The following is a 19,409-nucleotide window of genomic DNA, read 5'->3' on the forward strand; positions in this document are numbered from 1 at the left end:
CCAACACAAATCTCAATGGTTGACGGTATGCGCCAGCATCACCGACAACTGGCACAGCGGCCGCCCACTCTCTGCATGCCACTGGTTGAACGCCTGTTGCACCAAGGCCAGGTCGCGTTGACTGGTCGGCTGCTTGTCGATCACCTTCTGTGCAATCAACGCCGCCGCCATGTCATCGGTGGGGATAAAGGTGTCCTTGCCAACCATACGCAGGAAACGCGGCGCCGACAGCCCACCCAGCTGGTTGCCGTGCTTGGCCAGGTACTTCCACAAGCCGACAATGTCGGTCACCGGCCAGTCGGCGATGAAGGCGCCAAAGCTGCCCTTCTCCTTCGTCACGTCGAGGATCATCTGCGCATTGCGCGGCACGCTCTTGAGCTTGCCCAGGTGGCGAATGATGCGCTCGTCTTGCATCAGCCGCTCCAGGTGCTCGGCGCCCATCAGCACCACCTTCTCCGGGTCGAAACCGAAAAACACCTGCTCGAACACTGGCCACTTGGCATCCACCAGGCTGTGCTTGAGCCCGGCGCGGAACACGCGCAGCGCCAAGGTCGACAGGTAGCGGTCGTCGCTGATGCCGCGCAGCTGCGCCGACGTGCGCGGCTGCGGCAGAAAGGCCTCCAGCGCCTGGGCCGAGCCAAAGCGGTTCAGGCAGTACTCATGCAACCACTGATAGTCGCGCATCGGCTCAGATGTTCAGCACGTCGAGGAAACGCGGCGTGGCGTTCTCGTCGATTTTCAGGCTGGTGAAGTCGAACAGGTTGCGGTCGGCCAGTTGCGACGGCGCCACGTTCTGCAGGGCACGGAAGATGCTTTCGGTACGGCCCGGGTGCTTGCGCTCCCACTCCACCAGCATGTCCTTGACCACCTGGCGCTGCAGGTTTTCCTGCGAGCCGCACAGGTTGCACGGGATGATCGGGAATTGCTTCATGTCCGAGTAGGCCTGGATGTCCTTCTCGCTGCAGTAGGCCAGCGGGCGGATCACCACGTTGCGGCCATCGTCGGCGCGCAGCTTCGGCGGCATGCCCTTGAGCGCGCCATTGAAGAACATGTTGAGGAAGAAGGTTTCGACGATGTCGTCGCGGTGGTGCCCCAGCGCCATCTTGGTTGCGCCGATTTCGTCGGCAAAGGTATACAAGGTGCCACGGCGCAGGCGCGAGCACAGCGAGCACGTGGTCTTGCCCTCGGGCACCAGTTCCTTGACCACCGAATAGGTGTCTTTCTCGACGATGTGGTATTCGACGCCCAGCTCTTTGAGGTAAGCCGGCAGCACGTGCTCTGGAAAGCCCGGCTGTTTCTGGTCCATGTTCACCGCGACGATCTCGAACGTGATCGGTGCCACCTTCTGCAGGTGCAACAGAACGTCGAGCATGGTGTAGCTGTCCTTGCCGCCGGACAGGCAGACCATGACCTTGTCGCCATCCTCGATCATGTTGAAGTCGGTGATGGCTTCGCCGGCGAGACGACGCAGGCGTTTTTGCAGTTTGTTCTGGTTGACCGAAAGGGTGCCCATAGCGCTTGGATCCGCGAGGTGTGACAAAAGCCGGCTATTTTACGCACAAACGCAGCATCGCTGTAGGCATTCCGATAAAGACTTCGATGTAATCAACAGCCCCACTGACAGCGCAATTTGCTCTAAAAAGCACGGTTCGTGCCGGTAACCGCTTCCTATACTGCGACATAAGGCCACATTACCGCTTGCATCGGTGTTCGGGCCTCGGGCCGCTTGCGCTCCATTTGGGGGGCGTTTGGCAACATTGAGAGGAGTGATCGGCATGATTCATCACGTTGTGGGGCTGTTTACCCATCCCGATCAGGAATGGCGGGAAATTCGTGGCGAAGAAGAAACCATCAGCCACATGTACCTGACGCACACCCTGATCCTGGCAGCCATCCCTGCCATTTCGGCCTTCATCGGCACTACCCAGGTGGGCTGGGTCATCGGTGACCGGCCGGCTGTGATGCTGACCATGGAAAGTGCCATCTGGATGAGCATCATGTCGTACCTGGCCATGCTCGCCGGGGTGGCGGTAATGGGCGCGTTCATCCACTGGATGGCCCGCACCTACGATGCCAACCCGTCCATGGCGCAGTGCATCGCCTTTGCCACCTACACCGCTACACCGCTGTTCATCGGTGGCCTGGCGGCACTGTACCCGCACCTGTGGCTGGGGATGCTGATCGGCACTGCCGCCATCTGCTACACGGTGTACCTGCTGTATGTCGGCCTGCCGACGTTCATGAACATACCGTCCGACGAAGGCTTCCTGTTCTCCAGCTCCGTGCTGGCGGTGGGCCTTGTGGTGCTGGTGGCGATCATGGCTGCCACGGTCATCATCTGGGGACTGGGCGTGGGGCCCGTCTACACCAACTAGAACAGACTCAACCAACACTGGGGCATCAACCAGGGGCCGCCGCAAGGCGGCCCCTGGCTGTGCGCTGACCGGTGGCTCGGCAGCCCGCCAGTGCTTGCGGCATAATGCCCGGTCAGGAGAACCGCCCCACCATGCCCGAGCTGCTCAGACAACGCGTCGAAACCTGTTACCAGCAAGCCGAAACCTTTTTCAAACGCCCCTTCTCGCGCCCGGAAGTCAGCTTCAAGCTGCGCGGGCAAAAAGCCGGCGTCGCCCACCTGCACGAGAACCTGCTGCGCTTCAACCTGCAGCTCTACCGGGAAAACCAGGAAGACTTCCTGCGCCAGACCGTTGCCCACGAAGTGGCGCACCTGGTGGCCCACCAGTTGTTTGGCGACCGCATCCAGGCCCATGGCGAAGAATGGCAATTGATCATGCGCGGGGTGTATGAACTGCCACCCAACCGTTGCCACGACTATGAAGTGCAACGGCGTGTGGTAACCCGCTACATCTACCGCTGCCCATGCCCACAGGGTGATTTCCCGTTTACCGCCCAGCGTCACAAGCTGGTGCGCCAGGGGCGGCGGTACCTGTGCAAACGCTGCCGGGAGATTCTGGTGTATAGCGGTGAAACTCGCGTCGAATAGATTGTGCACGGCCTGTGCGGGCCTCTTCGCGGGGCAAGCCCGCGCCCACAGGGACACCATTCGCACAGGCCCAGTAGCATCCTTGTGGGAGCGGGCTTGCCCCGCGAAAGGGCCGGTGCAGCCCATATACAACTTTCAGGCATAAGAAAGGCGACCCGGGGGTCGCCTTCCTGTACCAGCCTGCGCCTTACTTCTCGACGAAGGCACGCTCGATCAGGTAGTCACCCGGCTCGCGCATGCGGGCGGAGACTTTCAGGCCGAAGCTGTCCAGCACTTCACTGGTCTCGTCGAGCATGCTCGGGCTGCCGCAGATCATCGCACGGTCGTCCTGCGGGTTGATCGGTGGCAGACCAATGTCGCTGAACAGCTTGCCGCTGCGCATCAGGTCGGTCAGACGGCCCTGGTTCTCGAACGGCTCGCGGGTCACGGTCGGGTAGTAGATCAGCTTTTCGCGAACCGACTCACCGAAGAACTCGTTCTGCGGCAGGTGCTCGGTAATGAACTCGCGGTAGGCCACTTCGTTCACGTAACGCACCCCATGCACCAGGATCACTTTTTCGAAGCGCTCATAGGTTTCCGGGTCCTGGATCACGCTCATGAACGGCGCCAGGCCAGTGCCGGTGCTCAGCAGGTACAGGTGCTTGCCCGGGTTCAGGTCGTCCAGCACCAGGGTACCGGTAGGCTTCTTGCTGATGATGATTTCATCGCCTTCCTTCAGGTGCTGCAGCTGCGAAGTCAGCGGGCCATCCGGCACCTTGATGCTGAAGAACTCCAGGTGCTCTTCCCAGTTCGGCGAAGCGATGGAATAGGCACGCATGAGCGGACGGCCGCTTTCCTGTTGAAGGCCGATCATCACGAACTGACCGTTCTCGAAGCGCAGCCCCGGGTCGCGGGTGCACTTGAAGCTGAACAGGGTGTCGTTCCAGTGGTGCACACTGAGGACACGTTCGTGGTTCATGTTGCTCATCGATGGGGCTCCTGAAGAAAAACGCGGCGCGCAAAACGCGCAGTTGCGCGATAGTTTAGGGGCAGCGACAATATCTGTTAACTGAATTATCAAGATATGTGTTATCGGTTATATAGATATGCGATTCACACTTCGTCAACTGCAGGTCTTCGTCGCCGTCGCACAGCATCAAAGCGTCTCTCGGGCCGCTAGCCTGCTGGCGTTGTCGCAGTCGGCCGCCAGCACTTCCATCACCGAGCTGGAGCGGCAATCGAGCTGCCAGTTGTTCGACCGTGCCGGCAAGCGCCTGGCCCTGAACGCCTTGGGACATCAACTGCTGCCACAAGCCGTGGCCCTGCTCGACCAGGCCAAGGAAATCGAAGACCTGCTAAACGGCAAGTCCGGCTTCGGTTCGCTGGCGGTCGGCGCCACACTGACCATCGGCAACTACCTGGCCACCCTGCTGATCGGCAGCTTCATGCAGACCCACCCGGAAAGCCAGGTCAAACTGCATGTCCAGAACACTGTGCACATCGTGCAACAGGTCGCGCACTACGAAATTGATCTGGGTCTGATCGAAGGCGACTGCAACCACCCGGACCTGGAAGTGCAGCCGTGGGTCGAGGACGAGCTGGTGGTGTTCTGCGCACCGCAGCATCCGCTGGCCAAGCTGGGCCGTGCCGATATCGAAAGTTTGTCGCAAGAGGCGTGGATTTTACGTGAGCAAGGCTCCGGGACGCGCCTGACCTTCGACCAGGCCATGCGCCATCACCGCGCCAACCTCAACATCCGCCTGGAGCTGGAACACACCGAAGCGATCAAGCGCGCGGTGGAATCGGGCCTGGGCATTGGCTGTATTTCGCGCCTGGCGCTGCGTGACGCCTTCCGCCGAGGCAGCCTGGTACCGGTAGAAACGCCGGAACTGGACCTGATGCGCCAGTTCTACTTCATCTGGCACAAACAGAAGTACCAGACCTCTGCAATGCGCGAGTTTCTGGAACTGTGCCGCAACTTCACTGCGGGCTATACCCGCAGTGATGAAATCGTGCTGCCGCCGATCGCTTAAAGCAGGATCACGCCCCACACCAGCGCCACCATGGTCATTGCCACCAGTTGCGCGGCGCTGCCCATGTCCTTGGCGTTTTTCGACAGCGGGTGGCGCTCCAGCGAGATACGGTCGATGGCCGCCTCCACCGCGGAGTTGAACAACTCGACAATCAGCCCCAACAAGCACACCGCGATCATGATCGCCCGCTCCGCACGGCTGACCGGCAACCAGAAGGCGATCGGGATCAGCAGCACGTTGAGCAGCACCAGCTGGCGGAATGCGGCCTCACCCTTGAAGGCGGCGCGCAGGCCGTCCAGCGAGTAGCCGGCGGCGTTGAAGATGCGTTTCAGGCCGGTCTGGCCCTTGAATGGCGATGTCATGTGAGTCACTTCACAACAGAAAGGCCAGCAGACTAGACCGGCACGGGTCAAAAAAGCGTGAAGCCACGCGCAGTCAGTTGCTGGCAACCGATTCAAGTTGTTGCAGCAGCAGCGCGGCCTGGGTGCGGGTACGTACGCCCAGCTTGCGGAAAATCGCAGTCACATGCGCCTTGATAGTGGCTTCGGAGACACTCAGTTCATAGGCAATCTGCTTGTTCAGCAGGCCCTCGCAGACCATCGTCAGTACGCGGAACTGCTGCGGCGTGAGGCTGGCGAGGCCTTCACTGGCGGCCTTGGCCTCGGCAGAGACATCGACCTTTTCGAACGCCTGCGGCGGCCACCAGACCTCGCCATCGAGCACCTTGCGCACGGCCTCCTGGATCACTTCCAGGGTGCTGGACTTGGGAATGAAGCCACTGGCGCCAAACTCGCGGGACTTGACCACAACGGCGGCCTCTTCCTGCGCCGACACCATCACCACGGGGATCTGCGGGTATTGCCCGCGCAGCAGCACCAGCCCGGAAAAACCATAAGCACCCGGCATGTTCAAGTCCAGCAGCACCAGGTCCCAGTCGGCTTTTTCGCTCAGGCGGGTTTCCAGTTCGGCAATGCTCGCGACTTCGACCAGGCGCACATCCGGGCCCAGGCCAAGGGTAACGGCCTGGCGCAGGGCGCCACGGAACAGCGGGTGGTCATCGGCAATCAGGATTTCGTAAGTGGCCATCGATCTAAGGATCCTGTTCTATGCCAGGCACTCGGGGGTATGAGAAGCGCCCGGCGGGGAATCGGCGCCAAGGATGCCGAGCACGGTCCAGAGCGGTCAAGCCATTGCTCTGCCGTCTCGCCCACCCTGGCTGCCAGCCCCGTCATTATGAACCAAAGCAGGGGTTGTGCCCCTTGGACTATAGGAAGGTATGCAAACGCTGGTGGGTATCGTCCTGATCATCCAGCGGCAGGCGCCGCTTGCCGCTCAGGTAGTGCAGGCTGAATACATCCAGGTAGGCATCCAGCGCCTGGGAGGCCTGACTGTCGCCGGCCAGGTCCAGGCACATGGCTGCGACCTCTGCCGTGCAGAAGTGATCGTCGCGCTTGGAGCGCCGCAGCCGGTAGCGCGACATCTGCTCGGCCTGCAGGCTCAACACCGGGAAGCGGTCAAGGTACGGGCTTTTGCGGAACATCTTGCGGGCTTCGGTCCAGGTGGCATCCAGCAGGATGAACAGCGGGCGCTTGCCCGGCTCACGCGCCACCTCGCTGACCACCCGCTGCTGGGCCACGAACTCACCGGGGAAGACGATATAGGGCTGCCAGGTCGGGTCGTCCAGCAAAGCCAGCAAGCGTTCGTCGACCGAGGTGCGCAGCCAGCCAAAGGCCCAGGTGTCTTCGATCAGGTCGGCAATCAGCCAGCCGGTGTTGGTGGGTTTCAACGGCTCGGTGTCGTGCATCAGCAGGCACACGCCCGACTCGGCCTGCACCCTGGGCTTCCAGGCACACAGGCAATGGGTGGCGATGACCCGGCAATCCGGGCAGCGTTCGGCACGCGAGCCACGGGCAATGAAGGGCTTGTTGCTGCGGGCCAGGCGTTCGGCGCGCAGGCGCGCTACCGCGTGGCTCATGCCGACAGGCCTTTGGACAGGTTGGAAATGGGCACAAGGATGGCTCGGAAAAAACAAGGCGGCCAGTTTACCAGAACAGGGGGCATTTGCTGTGCAGCTGGCAAGGCGCGCCTTATAATCGATGCTTGCCGTGCACCTGCGGGAGCCGGCTTGCCCGCGATGGGACTTTGCACGGCCCCAATTGCAGCCACAGTATCGTTTTATGGAACACTGCAGACCTGCGCATGTCAAAGCGCCAGTCATCGAACCAGGAGAGATTCATGCTGCGCCTTATCGTCCCCGCCCTGAGCCTGCTACTCGCTCTGCCACTGGCAGCCCAGGCAGCCTCCAAGCAGGATTACGACCTGAACAGGACATTGCAGAAGGTCGCCAAAGAGAGCAGCGTCGGTACCCCACGCGCCATCAACGAGGACATCCTCGACCAAGGCTACACGGTGGAAGGCAAGGCGCTGGTCAACCACCTGAGCGTACGCGAGAGCCACGCCGAGCGCATGCGGGCCAATCCCGCTCAGGTACGCAGCCAGCTGGGCGACAGCGTCTGTCGCAACAGCGGCTTCCGCAACCTGATGTCCAAGGGCGCGGTGATGGTCTACCGCTTCACGGTGTACAAGACCAACCAGCCGATCATGGACCAGGCCTTCGACAATGCCAACTGCGTGGCCGGTAACAAGAAGAAATAACCACAGCTGTTCAAGCTACACCTTCTCGTCCTCGCGGGCGCGCCAATGCCCTTCGGCGGCATCGGCGCGCATCTCGGCCAATAACGCCTGCAAGTAGCGCGATTGGCACTCCAACCCCGCCAACCTGCGACAGCACTCGTCCTCAAGGCTCAAGTGATGCACCTGAGCCGCATCCTCCAGCTGCTGGTAGAGCTGCCGGTCCACCTCGATGATCAAGCGATGCATACCGCCACCTCCTGCATCGATACGTTTCGCTTCACCAGTTAACCAAACCCCTGCTGCCGGTGGCCACATACCGACGGGCGGCTGCACCAAACAGCCCGGCACGAACCGGCCCGAGGGTCTAGATTGAGGTCAGAGGTATTGGTGCAGAAGGAGACGTTGCATGCCTTACCAAGCGAATGACCTGCTGTTCAGCCACTTCCGCGACAACAATATCGACCTGAGCAACATCGACGCACAACTGCAACTGGTAGCCCCCGACAGCCCCAACCTGCCGCTGTATCGCGACATGATGCTGACCATCCTGCGCATGGCTCATGACGACAGCGACCGCTGGAGCGCCAAGATCACCCTGCAGGCCCTGCGTGAACTGGACCAGTCATTCCGCACGCTGCAGCGCTACAAGGGCCGGCGCAAGGTGACCGTGTTCGGCTCGGCGCGCACCCCGCTGGAGCACCCGATGTACGCCCTGGCCCGCGAGCTGGGCGCCACCCTGGCGCGCGCCGACCTGATGGTCATTACCGGCGCCGGCGGCGGCATCATGGCCGCCGCTCACGAGGGCGCTGGCAGCGACCACAGCCTGGGTTTCAACATCACTTTGCCCTTCGAGCAACACGCCAACCCGACCGTGGATGGCACCGACAAGTTGCTGCCCTTCCATTTCTTTTTTATCCGCAAGCTGTTCTTCGTCAAAGAGGCTGACGGCCTGGTGCTATGCCCGGGCGGTTTCGGCACACTGGATGAAGCGCTCGAAGTACTGACGCTGATCCAGACCGGCAAGAGCCCCTTGGTGCCAGTGGTGCTGCTGGACTCGCCCGGCGGCAGTTTCTGGCGCGACTGTTTGGACTTCATCGGCCGCCAACTGGAAGAAAACCGCTATATCCTGCCCAGCGACCTGAAGCTCTTGCGCCTGGTGCACAGTGCCGATGAGGCCGTGGAGGAAATCAACCAGTTCTATAGCAACTACCACTCCAGCCGCTGGCTTAAGAACCAGTTTGTGATCCGCATGCACCACCCGCTCAGCGAAGCAGCGCTGTTTGATATCCAGGAAGGCTTTGCAGACTTGCGCCTGAGTGGCAAGTTTCACCAGCAAGCGGACAGCAGTGCGGAACATGAAGTGGGCAACTTCAACCACCTGACCCGGCTGTCATTTGCCTTCACCGGCCGGGACCAGGGCCGGCTGCGCGAGCTGGTGGATTTCATCAACTTGTCGGAGAACTGGGCCAAACCGCAACCCATGCATACCACGCAGCGAGCCAGGGAGGCGTTGAAGGTGAGCTGATGCGGGGCGTTGAAGCGTTCGCCACGACAGTTTTATCGCCTGCGCGACCGAGCGCCGCCCACGCGGCGCATCGCGAGCTGCGCTCGCTCCTACGTTTGTTTCGGGCCAGTTATTTCTGTGGGATTTGTGCGCGGACGCCTCGGTGCATGGCGCGATATCGTGTCGTACAAACAAGGCGGTCGCGCGCGCCTGTCACAGGCATGACTCGCCCCAAACAAACGTAGGAGCGAGCGCAGCTCGCGATGCGCCGCGCGGGCGGCGCTCGATCTCACAGGCACTAAACAATCAGAGTGGTCAGTAATCGTCGAGCTCACGCCCGCTGAGCAGGCGGCCGATCATGTCCATGGGAAAACCCCGGTAAGCCAGAAACCGGGTTTGCTGGGCGCGGCTGCGCGGATCCTGTGGGCGCTGCCCGGCAAACTTGCGCTGCCAGACATCACGCATGCGCTCGCGCCAATCCACCTCGCTCTCGCGCAACGCCTGCTCGATATCAGCACGCGCCAGACCCCGCTGCCCCAGCTCCTCGCGAATTCGCAAAGGGCCATAGCCAGCGCTGGAACGGTACCTGATGAAGCTTTCGAGGTAGCGGGCTTCACAAAGCAGCCCTTCTTCGGCAAGCCGGTCGAGTTCAGGCTCGATCAGCTCATCCGAAGCACCGCGCTGACGCAACTTGCGCGTCAGCTCGACGCGACCGTGCTCGCGTCGGGCGAGCAGGTCCATGGCTGTCCGCCGAATGGCGACGGGGGTGTCGAGTACGGCGGACATGTTGGCTATCTACCGCGCAATCAATAACCGGCTTCGGCGTCAGCCACATCGTCAGCACTGGCATCAGCGGCGGCAGCCTTGCTGGCTTCAGCACCCGCACCGGCTTTCAGCAGCTTTTCACGGATCTGCTTCTCGATCTCGGCACCAATAGCCGGGTTCTCGGCCAGGTATTTGGCAGCGTTGGCTTTGCCTTGACCGATCTTGTTGCCCTGGTAGGCGTACCAGGCACCCGACTTCTCGACCAGGCCTTGAGACACGCCCAAGTCGATGATCTCGCCGTTACGGTAAATACCTTTGCCGTAAAGAATCTGGAACTCGGCCTGACGGAACGGCGGCGAGACCTTGTTCTTGACGATCTTGACGCGGGTTTCGCTGCCGACCACCTCGTCGCCTTCCTTGACCGCACCGGTACGGCGGATGTCCAGACGCACCGAGGCGTAGAACTTCAGGGCGTTACCACCAGTGGTGGTTTCCGGGCTGCCGAACATCACGCCGATCTTCATACGGATCTGGTTGATGAAGATGACCAGGCAGTTGGCGTTCTTGATGTTACCGGTGATCTTGCGCAGCGCCTGGGACATCAGACGAGCCTGCAGGCCCACGTGCATGTCACCCATTTCGCCTTCGATCTCGGCCTTCGGCACCAGCGCAGCCACGGAGTCGACGATAATCACGTCAACGGCGTTGGAGCGCACCAGCATGTCGGTGATTTCCAGGGCCTGCTCACCGGTGTCCGGCTGCGAGACCAGCAGGTCGTCGACGTTGACGCCCAGTTTGCCGGCGTACTCAGGGTCGAGGGCGTGTTCGGCGTCGACGAAGGCGCAGGTGGCACCGTTCTTCTGGGCTTCGGCGATAACCGACAGCGTCAGTGTGGTCTTACCCGACGATTCCGGGCCATAGATCTCGACGATACGACCTTTTGGCAGGCCGCCGATGCCCAGCGCAATATCCAGGCCCAGCGAGCCGGTGGAAATGGCAGGAATGCCTTGGCGCTCGTGATCACCCATGCGCATGACCGCGCCTTTGCCGAATTGGCGTTCGATCTGACCCAGGGCCGCAGCCAAGGCGCGTTTCTTGTTGTCGTCCATTGAAATCCTCACGTGTTCGACTTGGCCCTGATGGCCGGAATACCTGTATAAGTAGCCAGTATTATTCCACAGGCAGGCGCTCGCGCAAACCCCTGTCGTCGATTTACTCGGCGCCAAGCTGTAACAAGCCGTCTAACGCGGCGATCACCGTCTGTCGGCGCACGGCTTCGCGGTCACCGTCGAACTGGCGGCGCTCGCTGAACACGCGGTTGCCATCGCCCCAAGCCAGCCACACGGTACCTACCGGTTTGGCTGGCGAACCACCATCCGGCCCGGCCACACCGCTTACCGCCACGGCAAAGCGGGCGCCGCTGGCGGCCTGGGCCCCTCGGACCATGGCTTCGACCACTTCCTGGCTGACTGCACCAACCTGGCCGAACAAGGCGGGGGGCACGCCCAGCAGGCGGGTTTTCTGGGCGTTGGAATAGGTCACGTAGCCCACCTCGAACCAGGCCGAGCTGCCAGGTATACGGGTGATGGCTTCGGCAATGCCACCGCCGGTGCAGGATTCGGCGGTAGCCACCTGTGCGTTGAAACGACGCAAGTGTTCACCCAGGCGGGTGGCAAGTGTGGTGATCGGGTCCATGTCAGGCTCCTGGAAGGCTACCCTCTACCCTATCACCCTGCCGCGGCCCCTGGCTCAGGAAACCTTCAGGCTCTCCCGGGCAATTTCGCTGAACGCACGCTCGTCACGCCGCCCCAGGCGCGGCAGCCCTGCTGGCCAATCCTGGTTCCAGTCGATACCACCTTGCTTGCGCATGTCATCAATCGCCGAACGCCACCAGATCACCTTGCAGGCACGCTGGTAGTCGTCGCCGCTCATCACACTGCCGTAAAGCAGCTTACGGCCGATGCCACGCAGCTCCCGAGGCACACGCTTGAGGCTCCATTTTACCGAGAGCCGCGCCAGCCACGAAGGGACAGGGCGATGTGCCGGCACCTTGAGGGCCAGCCTTGGCATCTGTGGATGGAAGCCTTCGCCGTGCCTGGCAAAGAAAATTTCCAGGATGGCATGCACGTACTGCTTCATCGCGAAGTAATGGCTGATCACGCCACGCGCTTCATTGACCTTCGCCCCGTGCAATTCGAAGGAAAAAGCAATCTGTTCGATGGTGTGGAGGTCACCGGTATAGGGTGTCCAGGCATCGATGCGCGGGATGGCGCGTTCAGCAATGCCGACATTGCAGCGGGTGAAGCCCATGACACCGCTGTTGCACAGCCGCAAATCATCGGCCGGCGCACTTCCTGCCTCGGCGAGCCCCGCGCTGAAGCGAAGGTAGTCGCTGCTGCGCAAAGCTTCGGCCCAGCTTGTTTCCACCTCGTCGACCAGAAATTGTCCGGCATCGACCTGACTGAACAGCTTCAGCGGCGATTGCAGGAACACCGTATCGGTATCGATAAACACAGTTTTTTCCGCCCACTGCCCCGCCTGGGCAATGGCGCAGGCCTTGCGCCGGTGCGTGTAGCCACCGTCACCGGTCCAGGCCTGCAGGGTCTGCTCATCCAGCGTGATCACTTCCACCGGCCAACCGACAAAGGCCTGTGGTTGGTCGGTAAGCACACGGATCACCGGCAGCTCTGCCGGGTTGCAGCGCGCCACGGCGGTGAGGATGCTGAGTTTGGCCTCCAGCTGATAGATCCGGCGCTCGCCGTACAGGAGGTAGATCAGCTGTTGCTTAACATAAGGGACAGGGCTGGACACATTCATCGTGCACGTCATGGCTACAGGCGTTCGTCGAGGGCCGCGCATTTTAGAGGCTAACGCCGCACAGCTCCACCATTGCCCGCCAGGCTGCGCGCACATGCCCCGAAGCCTGCGCCTGCATCGCAACAAAAAAGCCTGTACCATTGCCGGTTTACCATCGCCAACCAGATCACCCGCTGTAAGGCCCTGAATGTCAGATCTTTCCGCACACACCCCGATGATGCAGCAGTACTGGAAGCTGAAAAACCAGCACCCGGACCAGCTGATGTTCTACCGCATGGGCGACTTCTACGAAATCTTCTACGAAGACGCAAAGAAGGCCGCAAAACTGCTGGACATCACCCTGACCGCGCGCGGGCAGTCGGCCGGCCAGTCCATCCCCATGTGCGGGATTCCGTTCCATTCGCTGGAAGGCTACCTGGCCAAGCTGGTCAAGCTGGGCGAATCGGTGGTGATCTGCGAACAGATTGGCGATCCGGCCACCAGCAAGGGCCCCGTGGAGCGCCAGGTGGTACGCATCATCACCCCAGGCACCGTCAGCGACGAGGCGCTGCTGGACGAGCGCCGCGACAACCTGATTGCCGCGCTGCTCGGTGATGAACGCCTGTTTGGCCTGGCGGTGCTGGACATCACCAGCGGCAATTTCAGCGTGCAGGAAATCAAAGGCTGGGAAAACCTGCTGGCCGAGCTTGAGCGCCTTAACCCTGTCGAACTGCTGATCCCAGACGATTGGCCACGTGACCTGCCCGCCGAAAAACGCCCCGGTGCCCGCCGCCGTGCGCCATGGGATTTCGACCGCGATTCGGCACGCAAGGCCCTGTGCCAACAGTTCGCGACCAAGGACCTCAAGGGCTTTGGCTGCGACAAGCTGACCCTGGCCATCGGTGCCGCCGGCTGCCTGTTGACCTACGCCAAGGAAACCCAGCGCACCGCCCTGCCGCACCTGCGCAGCCTGCGCCATGAGCGCCTGGACGACACGGTCATCCTCGATGGCGCCAGCCGTCGCAACCTGGAGCTGGACGTCAACCTGGCGGGTGGGCGTGACAACACCCTGCAATCGGTGGTCGACCGCTGCCAGACCGCCATGGCCAGCCGCCTGCTGAGCCGGTGGCTGAACCGCCCGTTGCGCGACCTCAAGGTTCTGCAAGCACGCCAGGACTCGATCCGCTGCCTGCTCGACAGCTACCGCTTCGAGAAGCTGCAGCCACAGTTGAAAGAAATTGGCGACATCGAGCGTATCCTCGCCCGAATCGGCCTGCGCAATGCCCGCCCACGCGACCTGGCGCGCCTGCGCGATGCATTGGGCGCCCTGCCCGAACTGCAAAACGCCATGACCGAGCTGGAGGCGCCGCACCTTGCGCGCCTGGCAGCCATTACCGGCACCTACCCGGAACTGGCCAGCCTGCTGGAGCGGGCGATCATCGACAACCCGCCGGCGGTAATCCGCGACGGCGGCGTGCTCAAGGCCGGCTATGACAACGAGCTGGACGAGCTGCTGGCGATCAGCGAGAACGCCGGCCAGTTCCTGATCGACCTGGAAGCCCGGGAAAAGGCCCGCACCGGCCTTGCCAACCTCAAGGTCGGCTACAACCGTGTACACGGCTACTTCATCGAGCTGCCCACCAAGCAAGCCGAGCAGGCACCGGGCGACTACATCCGCCGTCAGACCCTCAAGGGCGCCGAGCGCTTCATCACCCCCGAGCTGAAAGTGTTCGAGGACAAGGCGCTGTCAGCCAAGAGCCGCGCTCTGGCCCGTGAGAAGATGCTCTACGACGCCCTGCTGGAAACCCTGATCAGCCACCTGGCGCCGCTGCAGGACAGCGCTGCCGCCCTGGCCGAACTGGACGTGCTCAGCAACCTGGCCGAACGTGCGCTGACCCTCGACCTGAACTGCCCGCGCTTCGTCGACGAGCCGTGCCTGCGCATCGAGCAAGGCCGTCACCCGGTCGTGGAGCAGGTACTGACCACGCCGTTCGTGGCCAACGACCTGGGCCTGGACAACAGCACGCGCATGCTGATCATCACCGGCCCGAACATGGGCGGTAAATCCACCTACATGCGCCAGACCGCCTTGATCGTGCTGCTGGCGCACATCGGCAGTTTCGTGCCGGCAGCCAGCTGCGAGCTGTCGCTGGTCGACCGCATCTTCACCCGCATCGGTTCCAGTGACGACCTGGCCGGCGGGCGCTCGACCTTCATGGTCGAGATGAGCGAAACCGCCAACATCCTGCACAACGCGACCGAGCGCAGCCTGGTGCTGATGGACGAAGTGGGCCGCGGCACCAGCACCTTCGACGGCCTGTCGCTGGCGTGGGCTGCGGCCGAGCGCCTGGCTCAGCTGCGCGCCTATACGCTGTTCGCCACTCACTACTTCGAGCTCACCGTGCTGCCGGAAAGTGAGCCACTGGTGGCCAACGTGCACCTGAATGCCACCGAGCACAACGAACGCATCGTGTTTCTGCACCACGTACTGCCTGGCCCTGCCAGCCAGAGCTACGGCCTGGCCGTGGCACAACTGGCCGGTGTGCCGGGTGTGGTGATCCAGCGTGCCCGGGAACATCTGGCGCGCCTGGAAACCACCAGCCTGCCGCATGAGCAAGCCCCGGCCGAAAAGGCCAGGGATGTGCCACAGGTGCCGCACCAGAGCGATCTGTTCGCCAGCCTGCCACACCCAGCCATCGAGAAGCTGGGCAAGCTGCAACTGGACGACATGACCCCGCGCCAAGCTATCGAAATGCTATATCAACTAAAGAACCTGTTATAACGGCGCCCACTACAAGCTGGTAGAATCCGCCGCGGTTTGCTGGTGCTGCAGGTTATTAGCCTGGCCTGCAGCCACATACCTGTAAACCGCGCGGCCCTGAGAGGAAGGGCCGCCGCCGTCGCCTGAGGAGAGAACTAGAAATGACCTTCGTCGTCACCGACAACTGCATCAAATGCAAATACACCGACTGCGTGGAAGTCTGTCCGGTGGACTGCTTCTACGAAGGCCCGAACTTCCTGGTCATCCACCCGGACGAGTGCATTGACTGCGCACTGTGCGAACCGGAATGCCCGGCGCAAGCCATCTTCTCGGAAGACGAAATCCCTGCCGGGATGGAGAACTTCATCGAGCTGAACGCCGAGCTGGCGGAAGTCTGGCCAAACATCACCGAGCGTAAGGAAGCCCTGCCTGACGCTGAAGAGTGGGACGGCAAGACTGGCAAGATTGCAGACCTGGAGCGCTGATAGCGCCCGGACACGGAAAAGGCCCCTCGGGGCCTTTTCTGGTTTTTTACGGGCAAAAAAAAGGGGCGGTTTGACCCGCCCACATTTTTTCCGTAGTCCCTGCTTGTCCCTAACATCATCCTGATGAAATCGCTTCTTGCGACGTCCTTGGCCTTCGTCCTGAAAGCCTGTGCATGTCCCTGTGCACAGTTCGAATATTAGCGGGTTGAGCCGGGCGGGCAAGCGCGAAACCTCACAAGGTATTGCTGGGGACACATTTCCTCACAGCCGAATAAGTCATGTTTTTCAATGGCTTGGAAAAATGCACAGGCTGGAAGCGACAATGATGTACTGAGGCTTGCATAGATAGCTTACAAAACAAGTAAGAAAAGGCTTACACGCAATGTTACTGAGGTAGCGCAGTACACATTAGCTATCTGTTTACCCGGCAGATTTTGGGCCTGCTTTGCAGCCCATTCGCAGCACAAGGCTGCTCCCACAAGAGACCGTGATTGCCCGGATGATCGCGTATCCCAACATTTTCAAATGACACACACAAAAACGCCCCGAGGTCATCGGGGCGTTTTGGGTGACAGGCCTTCGCTACTGGAACAAAGACTCGCTGGACAGGCCGTTCTTCTCAAGGATCTCGCGCAAACGCTTGAGCCCCTCTACCTGGATCTGCCGTACCCGTTCCCGGGTCAGGCCGATCTCCAGCCCTACATCTTCCAGGGTGCTGCTTTCATGCCCACGCAGGCCAAAGCGACGCACCACCACTTCCCTCTGCTTGTCAGTCAACTCGCCCAGCCACTGGTCGATGCTCTGCGACAGGTCGTCATCCTGCAACAGTTCGCACGGGTCGGTGGGGCGGTCGTCGGTCAAGGTGTCGAGCAGGGTCTTGTCCGAATCCGGGCCAAGCGACACGTCCACCGAAGACACCCGCTCGTTCAGGCCCAGCATGCGCTTGACCTCGGCGACTGGCTTTTCCAGCAGCGTGGCGATTTCTTCCGGTGAGGGTTCGTGGTCGAGTTTCTGGGTCAGCTCGCGTGCGGCGCGCAGGTAGACGTTCAGTTCCTTGACCACGTGGATCGGCAGGCGGATGGTGCGGGTCTGGTTCATGATCGCCCGTTCGATGGTCTGGCGAATCCACCAGGTCGCATAGGTCGAAAAACGGAAACCACGCTCCGGGTCGAACTTCTCGACCGCACGGATAAGCCCCAGGTTGCCCTCCTCGATCAGGTCGAGCAGCGACAGGCCGCGGTTCACGTAACGACGGGCAATTTTGACAACCAGGCGCAGGTTGCTTTCGATCATGCGCTTGCGGCCAGCAGGATCGCCCTTCTGCGACAAGCGCGCGAAGTGCACTTCCTCTTCTGGTGAAAGCAGGGGCGAGAAGCCGATCTCGTTGAGATACAACTGGGTGGCATCAAGCGCCCGGCTGTAATCGATGTACTTGTGTTGCTTGAGTGAAGAGCCCGACTTGGCCCTCGTCCGAACCGAAGATACAGCAGGTTCGTCTGACACCACATCCGTTTCCAAAACGATACCCGTCTCCATCAGGAGGACGTCATCGTCGATGTCAAACTCCGGCACTTCTTTACTGAGAGCCATTGTTATAGTCCTTTGCTGAGTTCGAACTCAGACTCGAGCGGCACCTTTTTCCCTGGCAGCGCTGGAGCCTGTCCCCTCTACATCACAGGAACAGGCCGGGTACAACGATCAACGGCGTGGCAGGAACTGGAGTGGATCGACGGGTTTGCCCTGGCGGCGAATCTCGAAATGCAGCTTCACCCGATCTGTGCCTGTAGACCCCATTTCAGCAATCGACTGCCCTGCCTTGACCTGCTGCCCCTCCCGAACCAACAGCCTGCGGTTATGGCCGTAGGCACTGACGTAGGTATCGCTGTGTTTGATGATGATCAGCTCGCCGTAGCCCCTTAAACCACTCCCGGCGTACACCACCGCACCATCAGACGCAGCAAAAACAGGCTGTCCCAAATCACCGGCGATATCAATGCCTTTATTCAAACTACCGTTTGAAGCAAATTTTCCAATCAGCACACCGTTGGCTGGCCAGGTCCAGCCGCCTACCGCGCGCTCCGCAGCCGGCACGGTGGCAACCACCGGCGCACTGCTGGACGGGGCAGGCGTGGCCGGTTTGCCGGTGCTGGCAGGCGACGTGGACGTGCCCCCCACAGGCCGCCGCGTGACCGTGGTGCGGCTCGACGAGGACGGGTTGGACACCACCGTGGTACTGCTGCTAGAACCACTGCTGAAACGAATCGCCTGGCCTGGGCGAATGGTATAAGGCGCCGAGATGCCATTGCGTGCGGCCAGCTCCTTGTAGTCCCAGCCATAACGGAAGGCGATGGAGAACAGCGTGTCACCAGGCTTGACGATGTACTGCCCGGACGTCACCGCCGGGCGCTTGGGCACGGTGTTGTTGCGGTCGACCACCCGCGCGCTGGTATTACTGGTGCTCGAACAACCCACCAGTAGCGTGCCCATGGCCAGTGCAATCAACAGAAGCTTTAAACCCGACCCATCCTTGCGCTGCCGAATGACTGTGTGACCCACCCGCGCTCCCCTCATGGTGCCGAAAAACGATATGAAGACAAGAAATGCAATATTATTGCAATTATAACCAAGCCGGCCGGTAATGGCAGGCTGATGCAAAAGGCTGTAGCAAAGCCGCGGTGCGCGCTGTGTGCTAGCGCTTCGCTCCGCCAGATAGACAGGGCGCAGCTACAAGAATTCGCCACCGGCGCAAAAATACCGTGCAGCTCATGCCCGCAGCACCCAGCTCGACGCTGCACTCAGGCCAGCGGGCCATTGAGCAGCGGCACGAAACGCACAGCACCCAGCACACGGCGGGAGAACCCATGCTCCTCGCGCACGATCAGCATCAGTTGCTGCGTTTCGCCGGCCGGCCCTACCGGTATGACCATGCGGCCACCGGGCGCCAGCTGGTCAAGCAGTGCCTGGGGGACTTCCGGCGCCACCGCAGTGACGATGATGCCGTTGTAAGGCGCCAGCGCCGGCCAGCCTTCACAACCATCGCCCCAGCGGAATACCACATTGCGCAGGTTCAGCTCCACCAGACGCTCCTTGGCACGGTCCTGCAGCACCTTGATACGTTCCACCGAGAAAACCCGCTCCACCAGCTGGGCCAGTATCGCCGTCTGGTAACCCGAGCCGGTGCCGATCTCCAGCACCTTGTCCAGCGGGCCGGCCTCTAGCAGCAGCTCGCTCATGTGGGCAACCATGAATGGCTGGGAGATGGTCTGGTTGTGGCCGATCGGCAGCGCGGTGTCTTCATAGGCACGATGCGCCAGTGCCTCGTCGACGAACAGGTGACGCGGGGTACGACGAATCACGTCGAGCACCTTGGTGTTCGACACCCCTTCTTCGCACAGGCGCTGGATCAGCCGCTCCCGGGTACGCTGGGAGGTCATGCCGATGCCACGCCGCA

The 19,409-nt window shown here is 61.5% G+C and carries 21 protein-coding genes; 7 read left to right on the top strand and 14 right to left on the bottom strand.

Features of this window, described 5'->3' with window-relative positions:
- Positions 1-12 precede the first annotated feature (12 nt).
- Positions 13-684, bottom strand: coding sequence for a DNA-3-methyladenine glycosylase I (locus AC07XM_RS19495; protein WP_016485248.1), 672 nt, complete (start codon positions 682-684; stop codon positions 13-15).
- A 4-nt stretch (positions 685-688) separates the two neighbouring features.
- Positions 689-1,513, bottom strand: coding sequence for a tRNA 2-thiocytidine(32) synthetase TtcA (gene ttcA / locus AC07XM_RS19500; RefSeq protein WP_016485247.1), 825 nt, complete (start codon positions 1,511-1,513; stop codon positions 689-691).
- Between the two features lie 262 nt (positions 1,514-1,775).
- On the opposite strand from ttcA, the gene AC07XM_RS19505 reads away from it, so the two are divergent.
- Both AC07XM_RS19505 and AC07XM_RS19510 read left to right on the top strand, forming a co-directional pair.
- Entirely contained in the window at positions 1,776-2,375 is a 600-nt protein-coding gene (locus AC07XM_RS19505; protein WP_012270925.1) for a Yip1 family protein, read from the top strand.
- A 131-nt stretch (positions 2,376-2,506) separates the two neighbouring features.
- Complete coding sequence (locus tag AC07XM_RS19510) at positions 2,507-3,001, top strand: SprT family zinc-dependent metalloprotease (protein WP_102689724.1); 495 nt, start codon at positions 2,507-2,509, stop codon at positions 2,999-3,001.
- Between the two features lie 187 nt (positions 3,002-3,188).
- Here AC07XM_RS19510 and fpr read toward each other — a convergent pair whose 3' ends face one another.
- Positions 3,189-3,968 (bottom strand): ferredoxin-NADP reductase, encoded by a 780-nt coding sequence (fpr, locus tag AC07XM_RS19515; protein WP_012270923.1) that lies wholly within the window; start codon positions 3,966-3,968, stop codon positions 3,189-3,191.
- Positions 3,969-4,086: 118 nt separating this feature from the next.
- Between fpr and finR the strand changes: the two genes are divergently transcribed.
- Positions 4,087-5,013: a LysR family transcriptional regulator FinR gene (gene finR / locus AC07XM_RS19520; protein ID WP_016485245.1), complete on the top strand. Its 927-nt coding sequence runs from the start codon at positions 4,087-4,089 to the stop codon at positions 5,011-5,013.
- On the opposite strand, the gene AC07XM_RS19525 is transcribed toward finR, so the two are convergent.
- The 3 genes from AC07XM_RS19525 to AC07XM_RS19535 all read right to left on the bottom strand — a co-directional run bounded on the left by AC07XM_RS19525 (position 5,010) and on the right by AC07XM_RS19535 (position 6,988).
- Positions 5,010-5,375 carry a diacylglycerol kinase gene (locus tag AC07XM_RS19525; protein WP_016485244.1) on the bottom strand — a complete coding sequence of 122 codons (366 nt, stop codon included), beginning with the start codon at positions 5,373-5,375 and terminating at the stop codon, positions 5,010-5,012. The genes finR and AC07XM_RS19525 overlap by 4 nt on opposite strands.
- A gap of 73 nt (positions 5,376-5,448) precedes the next feature.
- On the bottom strand, positions 5,449-6,099 hold the full coding sequence (erdR, locus tag AC07XM_RS19530; protein ID WP_016485243.1) for a response regulator transcription factor ErdR: 651 nt from the start codon (positions 6,097-6,099) through the stop codon (positions 5,449-5,451).
- A gap of 178 nt (positions 6,100-6,277) precedes the next feature.
- Positions 6,278-6,988 carry a tRNA-uridine aminocarboxypropyltransferase gene (locus AC07XM_RS19535; protein ID WP_060519603.1) on the bottom strand — a complete coding sequence of 237 codons (711 nt, stop codon included), beginning with the start codon at positions 6,986-6,988 and terminating at the stop codon, positions 6,278-6,280.
- Positions 6,989-7,248: 260 nt separating this feature from the next.
- On the opposite strand from AC07XM_RS19535, the gene AC07XM_RS19540 reads away from it, so the two are divergent.
- Positions 7,249-7,668, top strand: a complete 420-nt coding sequence (locus tag AC07XM_RS19540) for a quorum-sensing-regulated virulence factor family protein (protein ID WP_102689723.1) — start codon at positions 7,249-7,251, stop codon at positions 7,666-7,668.
- 15 nt (positions 7,669-7,683) lie between these two features.
- On the opposite strand, the gene AC07XM_RS19545 is transcribed toward AC07XM_RS19540, so the two are convergent.
- Positions 7,684-7,893, bottom strand: coding sequence for a hypothetical protein (locus AC07XM_RS19545; RefSeq protein ID WP_016485240.1), 210 nt, complete (start codon positions 7,891-7,893; stop codon positions 7,684-7,686).
- 160 nt (positions 7,894-8,053) lie between these two features.
- Between AC07XM_RS19545 and AC07XM_RS19550 the strand changes: the two genes are divergently transcribed.
- The gene (locus tag AC07XM_RS19550) at positions 8,054-9,172 is read left to right on the top strand and encodes an LOG family protein (RefSeq protein ID WP_023047668.1); all 1,119 of its coding nucleotides are present in this window, start codon (positions 8,054-8,056) and stop codon (positions 9,170-9,172) included.
- 294 nt (positions 9,173-9,466) lie between these two features.
- Here AC07XM_RS19550 and recX read toward each other — a convergent pair whose 3' ends face one another.
- The 4 genes from recX to AC07XM_RS19570 all read right to left on the bottom strand — a co-directional run bounded on the left by recX (position 9,467) and on the right by AC07XM_RS19570 (position 12,733).
- Positions 9,467-9,937 (bottom strand): recombination regulator RecX, encoded by a 471-nt coding sequence (gene recX, locus AC07XM_RS19555; RefSeq protein WP_016485238.1) that lies wholly within the window; start codon positions 9,935-9,937, stop codon positions 9,467-9,469.
- A 20-nt stretch (positions 9,938-9,957) separates the two neighbouring features.
- Positions 9,958-11,025 carry a recombinase RecA gene (recA, locus tag AC07XM_RS19560; RefSeq protein WP_016485237.1) on the bottom strand — a complete coding sequence of 356 codons (1,068 nt, stop codon included), beginning with the start codon at positions 11,023-11,025 and terminating at the stop codon, positions 9,958-9,960.
- A 103-nt stretch (positions 11,026-11,128) separates the two neighbouring features.
- Positions 11,129-11,611 carry a CinA family protein gene (locus AC07XM_RS19565; RefSeq protein ID WP_016485236.1) on the bottom strand — a complete coding sequence of 161 codons (483 nt, stop codon included), beginning with the start codon at positions 11,609-11,611 and terminating at the stop codon, positions 11,129-11,131.
- 54 nt (positions 11,612-11,665) lie between these two features.
- Positions 11,666-12,733 carry a hypothetical protein gene (locus AC07XM_RS19570; protein WP_023047667.1) on the bottom strand — a complete coding sequence of 356 codons (1,068 nt, stop codon included), beginning with the start codon at positions 12,731-12,733 and terminating at the stop codon, positions 11,666-11,668.
- Between the two features lie 187 nt (positions 12,734-12,920).
- Between AC07XM_RS19570 and mutS the strand changes: the two genes are divergently transcribed.
- Both mutS and fdxA read left to right on the top strand, forming a co-directional pair.
- A complete protein-coding gene (mutS, locus tag AC07XM_RS19575) occupies positions 12,921-15,494 on the top strand; it encodes a DNA mismatch repair protein MutS (RefSeq protein ID WP_060519606.1) in 2,574 nt (857 codons plus the stop codon).
- 140 nt (positions 15,495-15,634) lie between these two features.
- Positions 15,635-15,958: a ferredoxin FdxA gene (gene fdxA, locus AC07XM_RS19580; RefSeq protein WP_016485233.1), complete on the top strand. Its 324-nt coding sequence runs from the start codon at positions 15,635-15,637 to the stop codon at positions 15,956-15,958.
- A 582-nt stretch (positions 15,959-16,540) separates the two neighbouring features.
- On the opposite strand, the gene rpoS is transcribed toward fdxA, so the two are convergent.
- The 3 genes from rpoS to AC07XM_RS19595 all read right to left on the bottom strand — a co-directional run bounded on the left by rpoS (position 16,541) and on the right by AC07XM_RS19595 (position 19,392).
- On the bottom strand, positions 16,541-17,548 hold the full coding sequence (gene rpoS / locus AC07XM_RS19585) for an RNA polymerase sigma factor RpoS (protein ID WP_003252351.1): 1,008 nt from the start codon (positions 17,546-17,548) through the stop codon (positions 16,541-16,543).
- A 108-nt stretch (positions 17,549-17,656) separates the two neighbouring features.
- Complete coding sequence (locus tag AC07XM_RS19590; protein ID WP_095117272.1) at positions 17,657-18,514, bottom strand: peptidoglycan DD-metalloendopeptidase family protein; 858 nt, start codon at positions 18,512-18,514, stop codon at positions 17,657-17,659.
- A 239-nt stretch (positions 18,515-18,753) separates the two neighbouring features.
- Entirely contained in the window at positions 18,754-19,392 is a 639-nt protein-coding gene (locus AC07XM_RS19595) for a protein-L-isoaspartate(D-aspartate) O-methyltransferase (protein ID WP_015269209.1), read from the bottom strand.
- Positions 19,393-19,409 lie beyond the last annotated feature (17 nt).

It is taken from the genome of Pseudomonas sp. GW460-LB5 (assembly GCF_059423245.1).

Bases quoted from the DNA above. Each gene is read 5' to 3' on its own strand.
- AC07XM_RS19550 (WP_023047668.1), top strand. From the start codon at position 8,054: ATGCCTTACCAAGCGAATGACCTGCTGTTCAGCCACTTCCGCGACAAC.
- AC07XM_RS19505 (WP_012270925.1), top strand. From the start codon at position 1,776: ATGATTCATCACGTTGTGGGGCTGTTTACCCATCCCGATCAGGAATGG.
- AC07XM_RS19545 (WP_016485240.1), bottom strand. From the start codon at position 7,893: ATGCATCGCTTGATCATCGAGGTGGACCGGCAGCTCTACCAGCAGCTG.
- AC07XM_RS19525 (WP_016485244.1), bottom strand. From the start codon at position 5,375: ATGACATCGCCATTCAAGGGCCAGACCGGCCTGAAACGCATCTTCAAC.
- mutS (WP_060519606.1), top strand. From the start codon at position 12,921: ATGTCAGATCTTTCCGCACACACCCCGATGATGCAGCAGTACTGGAAG.
- erdR (WP_016485243.1), bottom strand. From the start codon at position 6,099: ATGGCCACTTACGAAATCCTGATTGCCGATGACCACCCGCTGTTCCGT.
- fpr (WP_012270923.1), bottom strand. From the start codon at position 3,968: ATGAGCAACATGAACCACGAACGTGTCCTCAGTGTGCACCACTGGAAC.
- rpoS (WP_003252351.1), bottom strand. From the start codon at position 17,548: ATGGCTCTCAGTAAAGAAGTGCCGGAGTTTGACATCGACGATGACGTC.
- fdxA (WP_016485233.1), top strand. From the start codon at position 15,635: ATGACCTTCGTCGTCACCGACAACTGCATCAAATGCAAATACACCGAC.
- recA (WP_016485237.1), bottom strand. From the start codon at position 11,025: ATGGACGACAACAAGAAACGCGCCTTGGCTGCGGCCCTGGGTCAGATC.
- AC07XM_RS19570 (WP_023047667.1), bottom strand. From the start codon at position 12,733: ATGAATGTGTCCAGCCCTGTCCCTTATGTTAAGCAACAGCTGATCTAC.
- AC07XM_RS19535 (WP_060519603.1), bottom strand. From the start codon at position 6,988: ATGAGCCACGCGGTAGCGCGCCTGCGCGCCGAACGCCTGGCCCGCAGC.
- recX (WP_016485238.1), bottom strand. From the start codon at position 9,937: ATGTCCGCCGTACTCGACACCCCCGTCGCCATTCGGCGGACAGCCATG.
- ttcA (WP_016485247.1), bottom strand. From the start codon at position 1,513: ATGGGCACCCTTTCGGTCAACCAGAACAAACTGCAAAAACGCCTGCGT.
- AC07XM_RS19510 (WP_102689724.1), top strand. From the start codon at position 2,507: ATGCCCGAGCTGCTCAGACAACGCGTCGAAACCTGTTACCAGCAAGCC.
- AC07XM_RS19565 (WP_016485236.1), bottom strand. From the start codon at position 11,611: ATGGACCCGATCACCACACTTGCCACCCGCCTGGGTGAACACTTGCGT.
- AC07XM_RS19540 (WP_102689723.1), top strand. From the start codon at position 7,249: ATGCTGCGCCTTATCGTCCCCGCCCTGAGCCTGCTACTCGCTCTGCCA.
- AC07XM_RS19595 (WP_015269209.1), bottom strand. From the start codon at position 19,392: ATGACCTCCCAGCGTACCCGGGAGCGGCTGATCCAGCGCCTGTGCGAA.
- finR (WP_016485245.1), top strand. From the start codon at position 4,087: ATGCGATTCACACTTCGTCAACTGCAGGTCTTCGTCGCCGTCGCACAG.
- AC07XM_RS19495 (WP_016485248.1), bottom strand. From the start codon at position 684: ATGCGCGACTATCAGTGGTTGCATGAGTACTGCCTGAACCGCTTTGGC.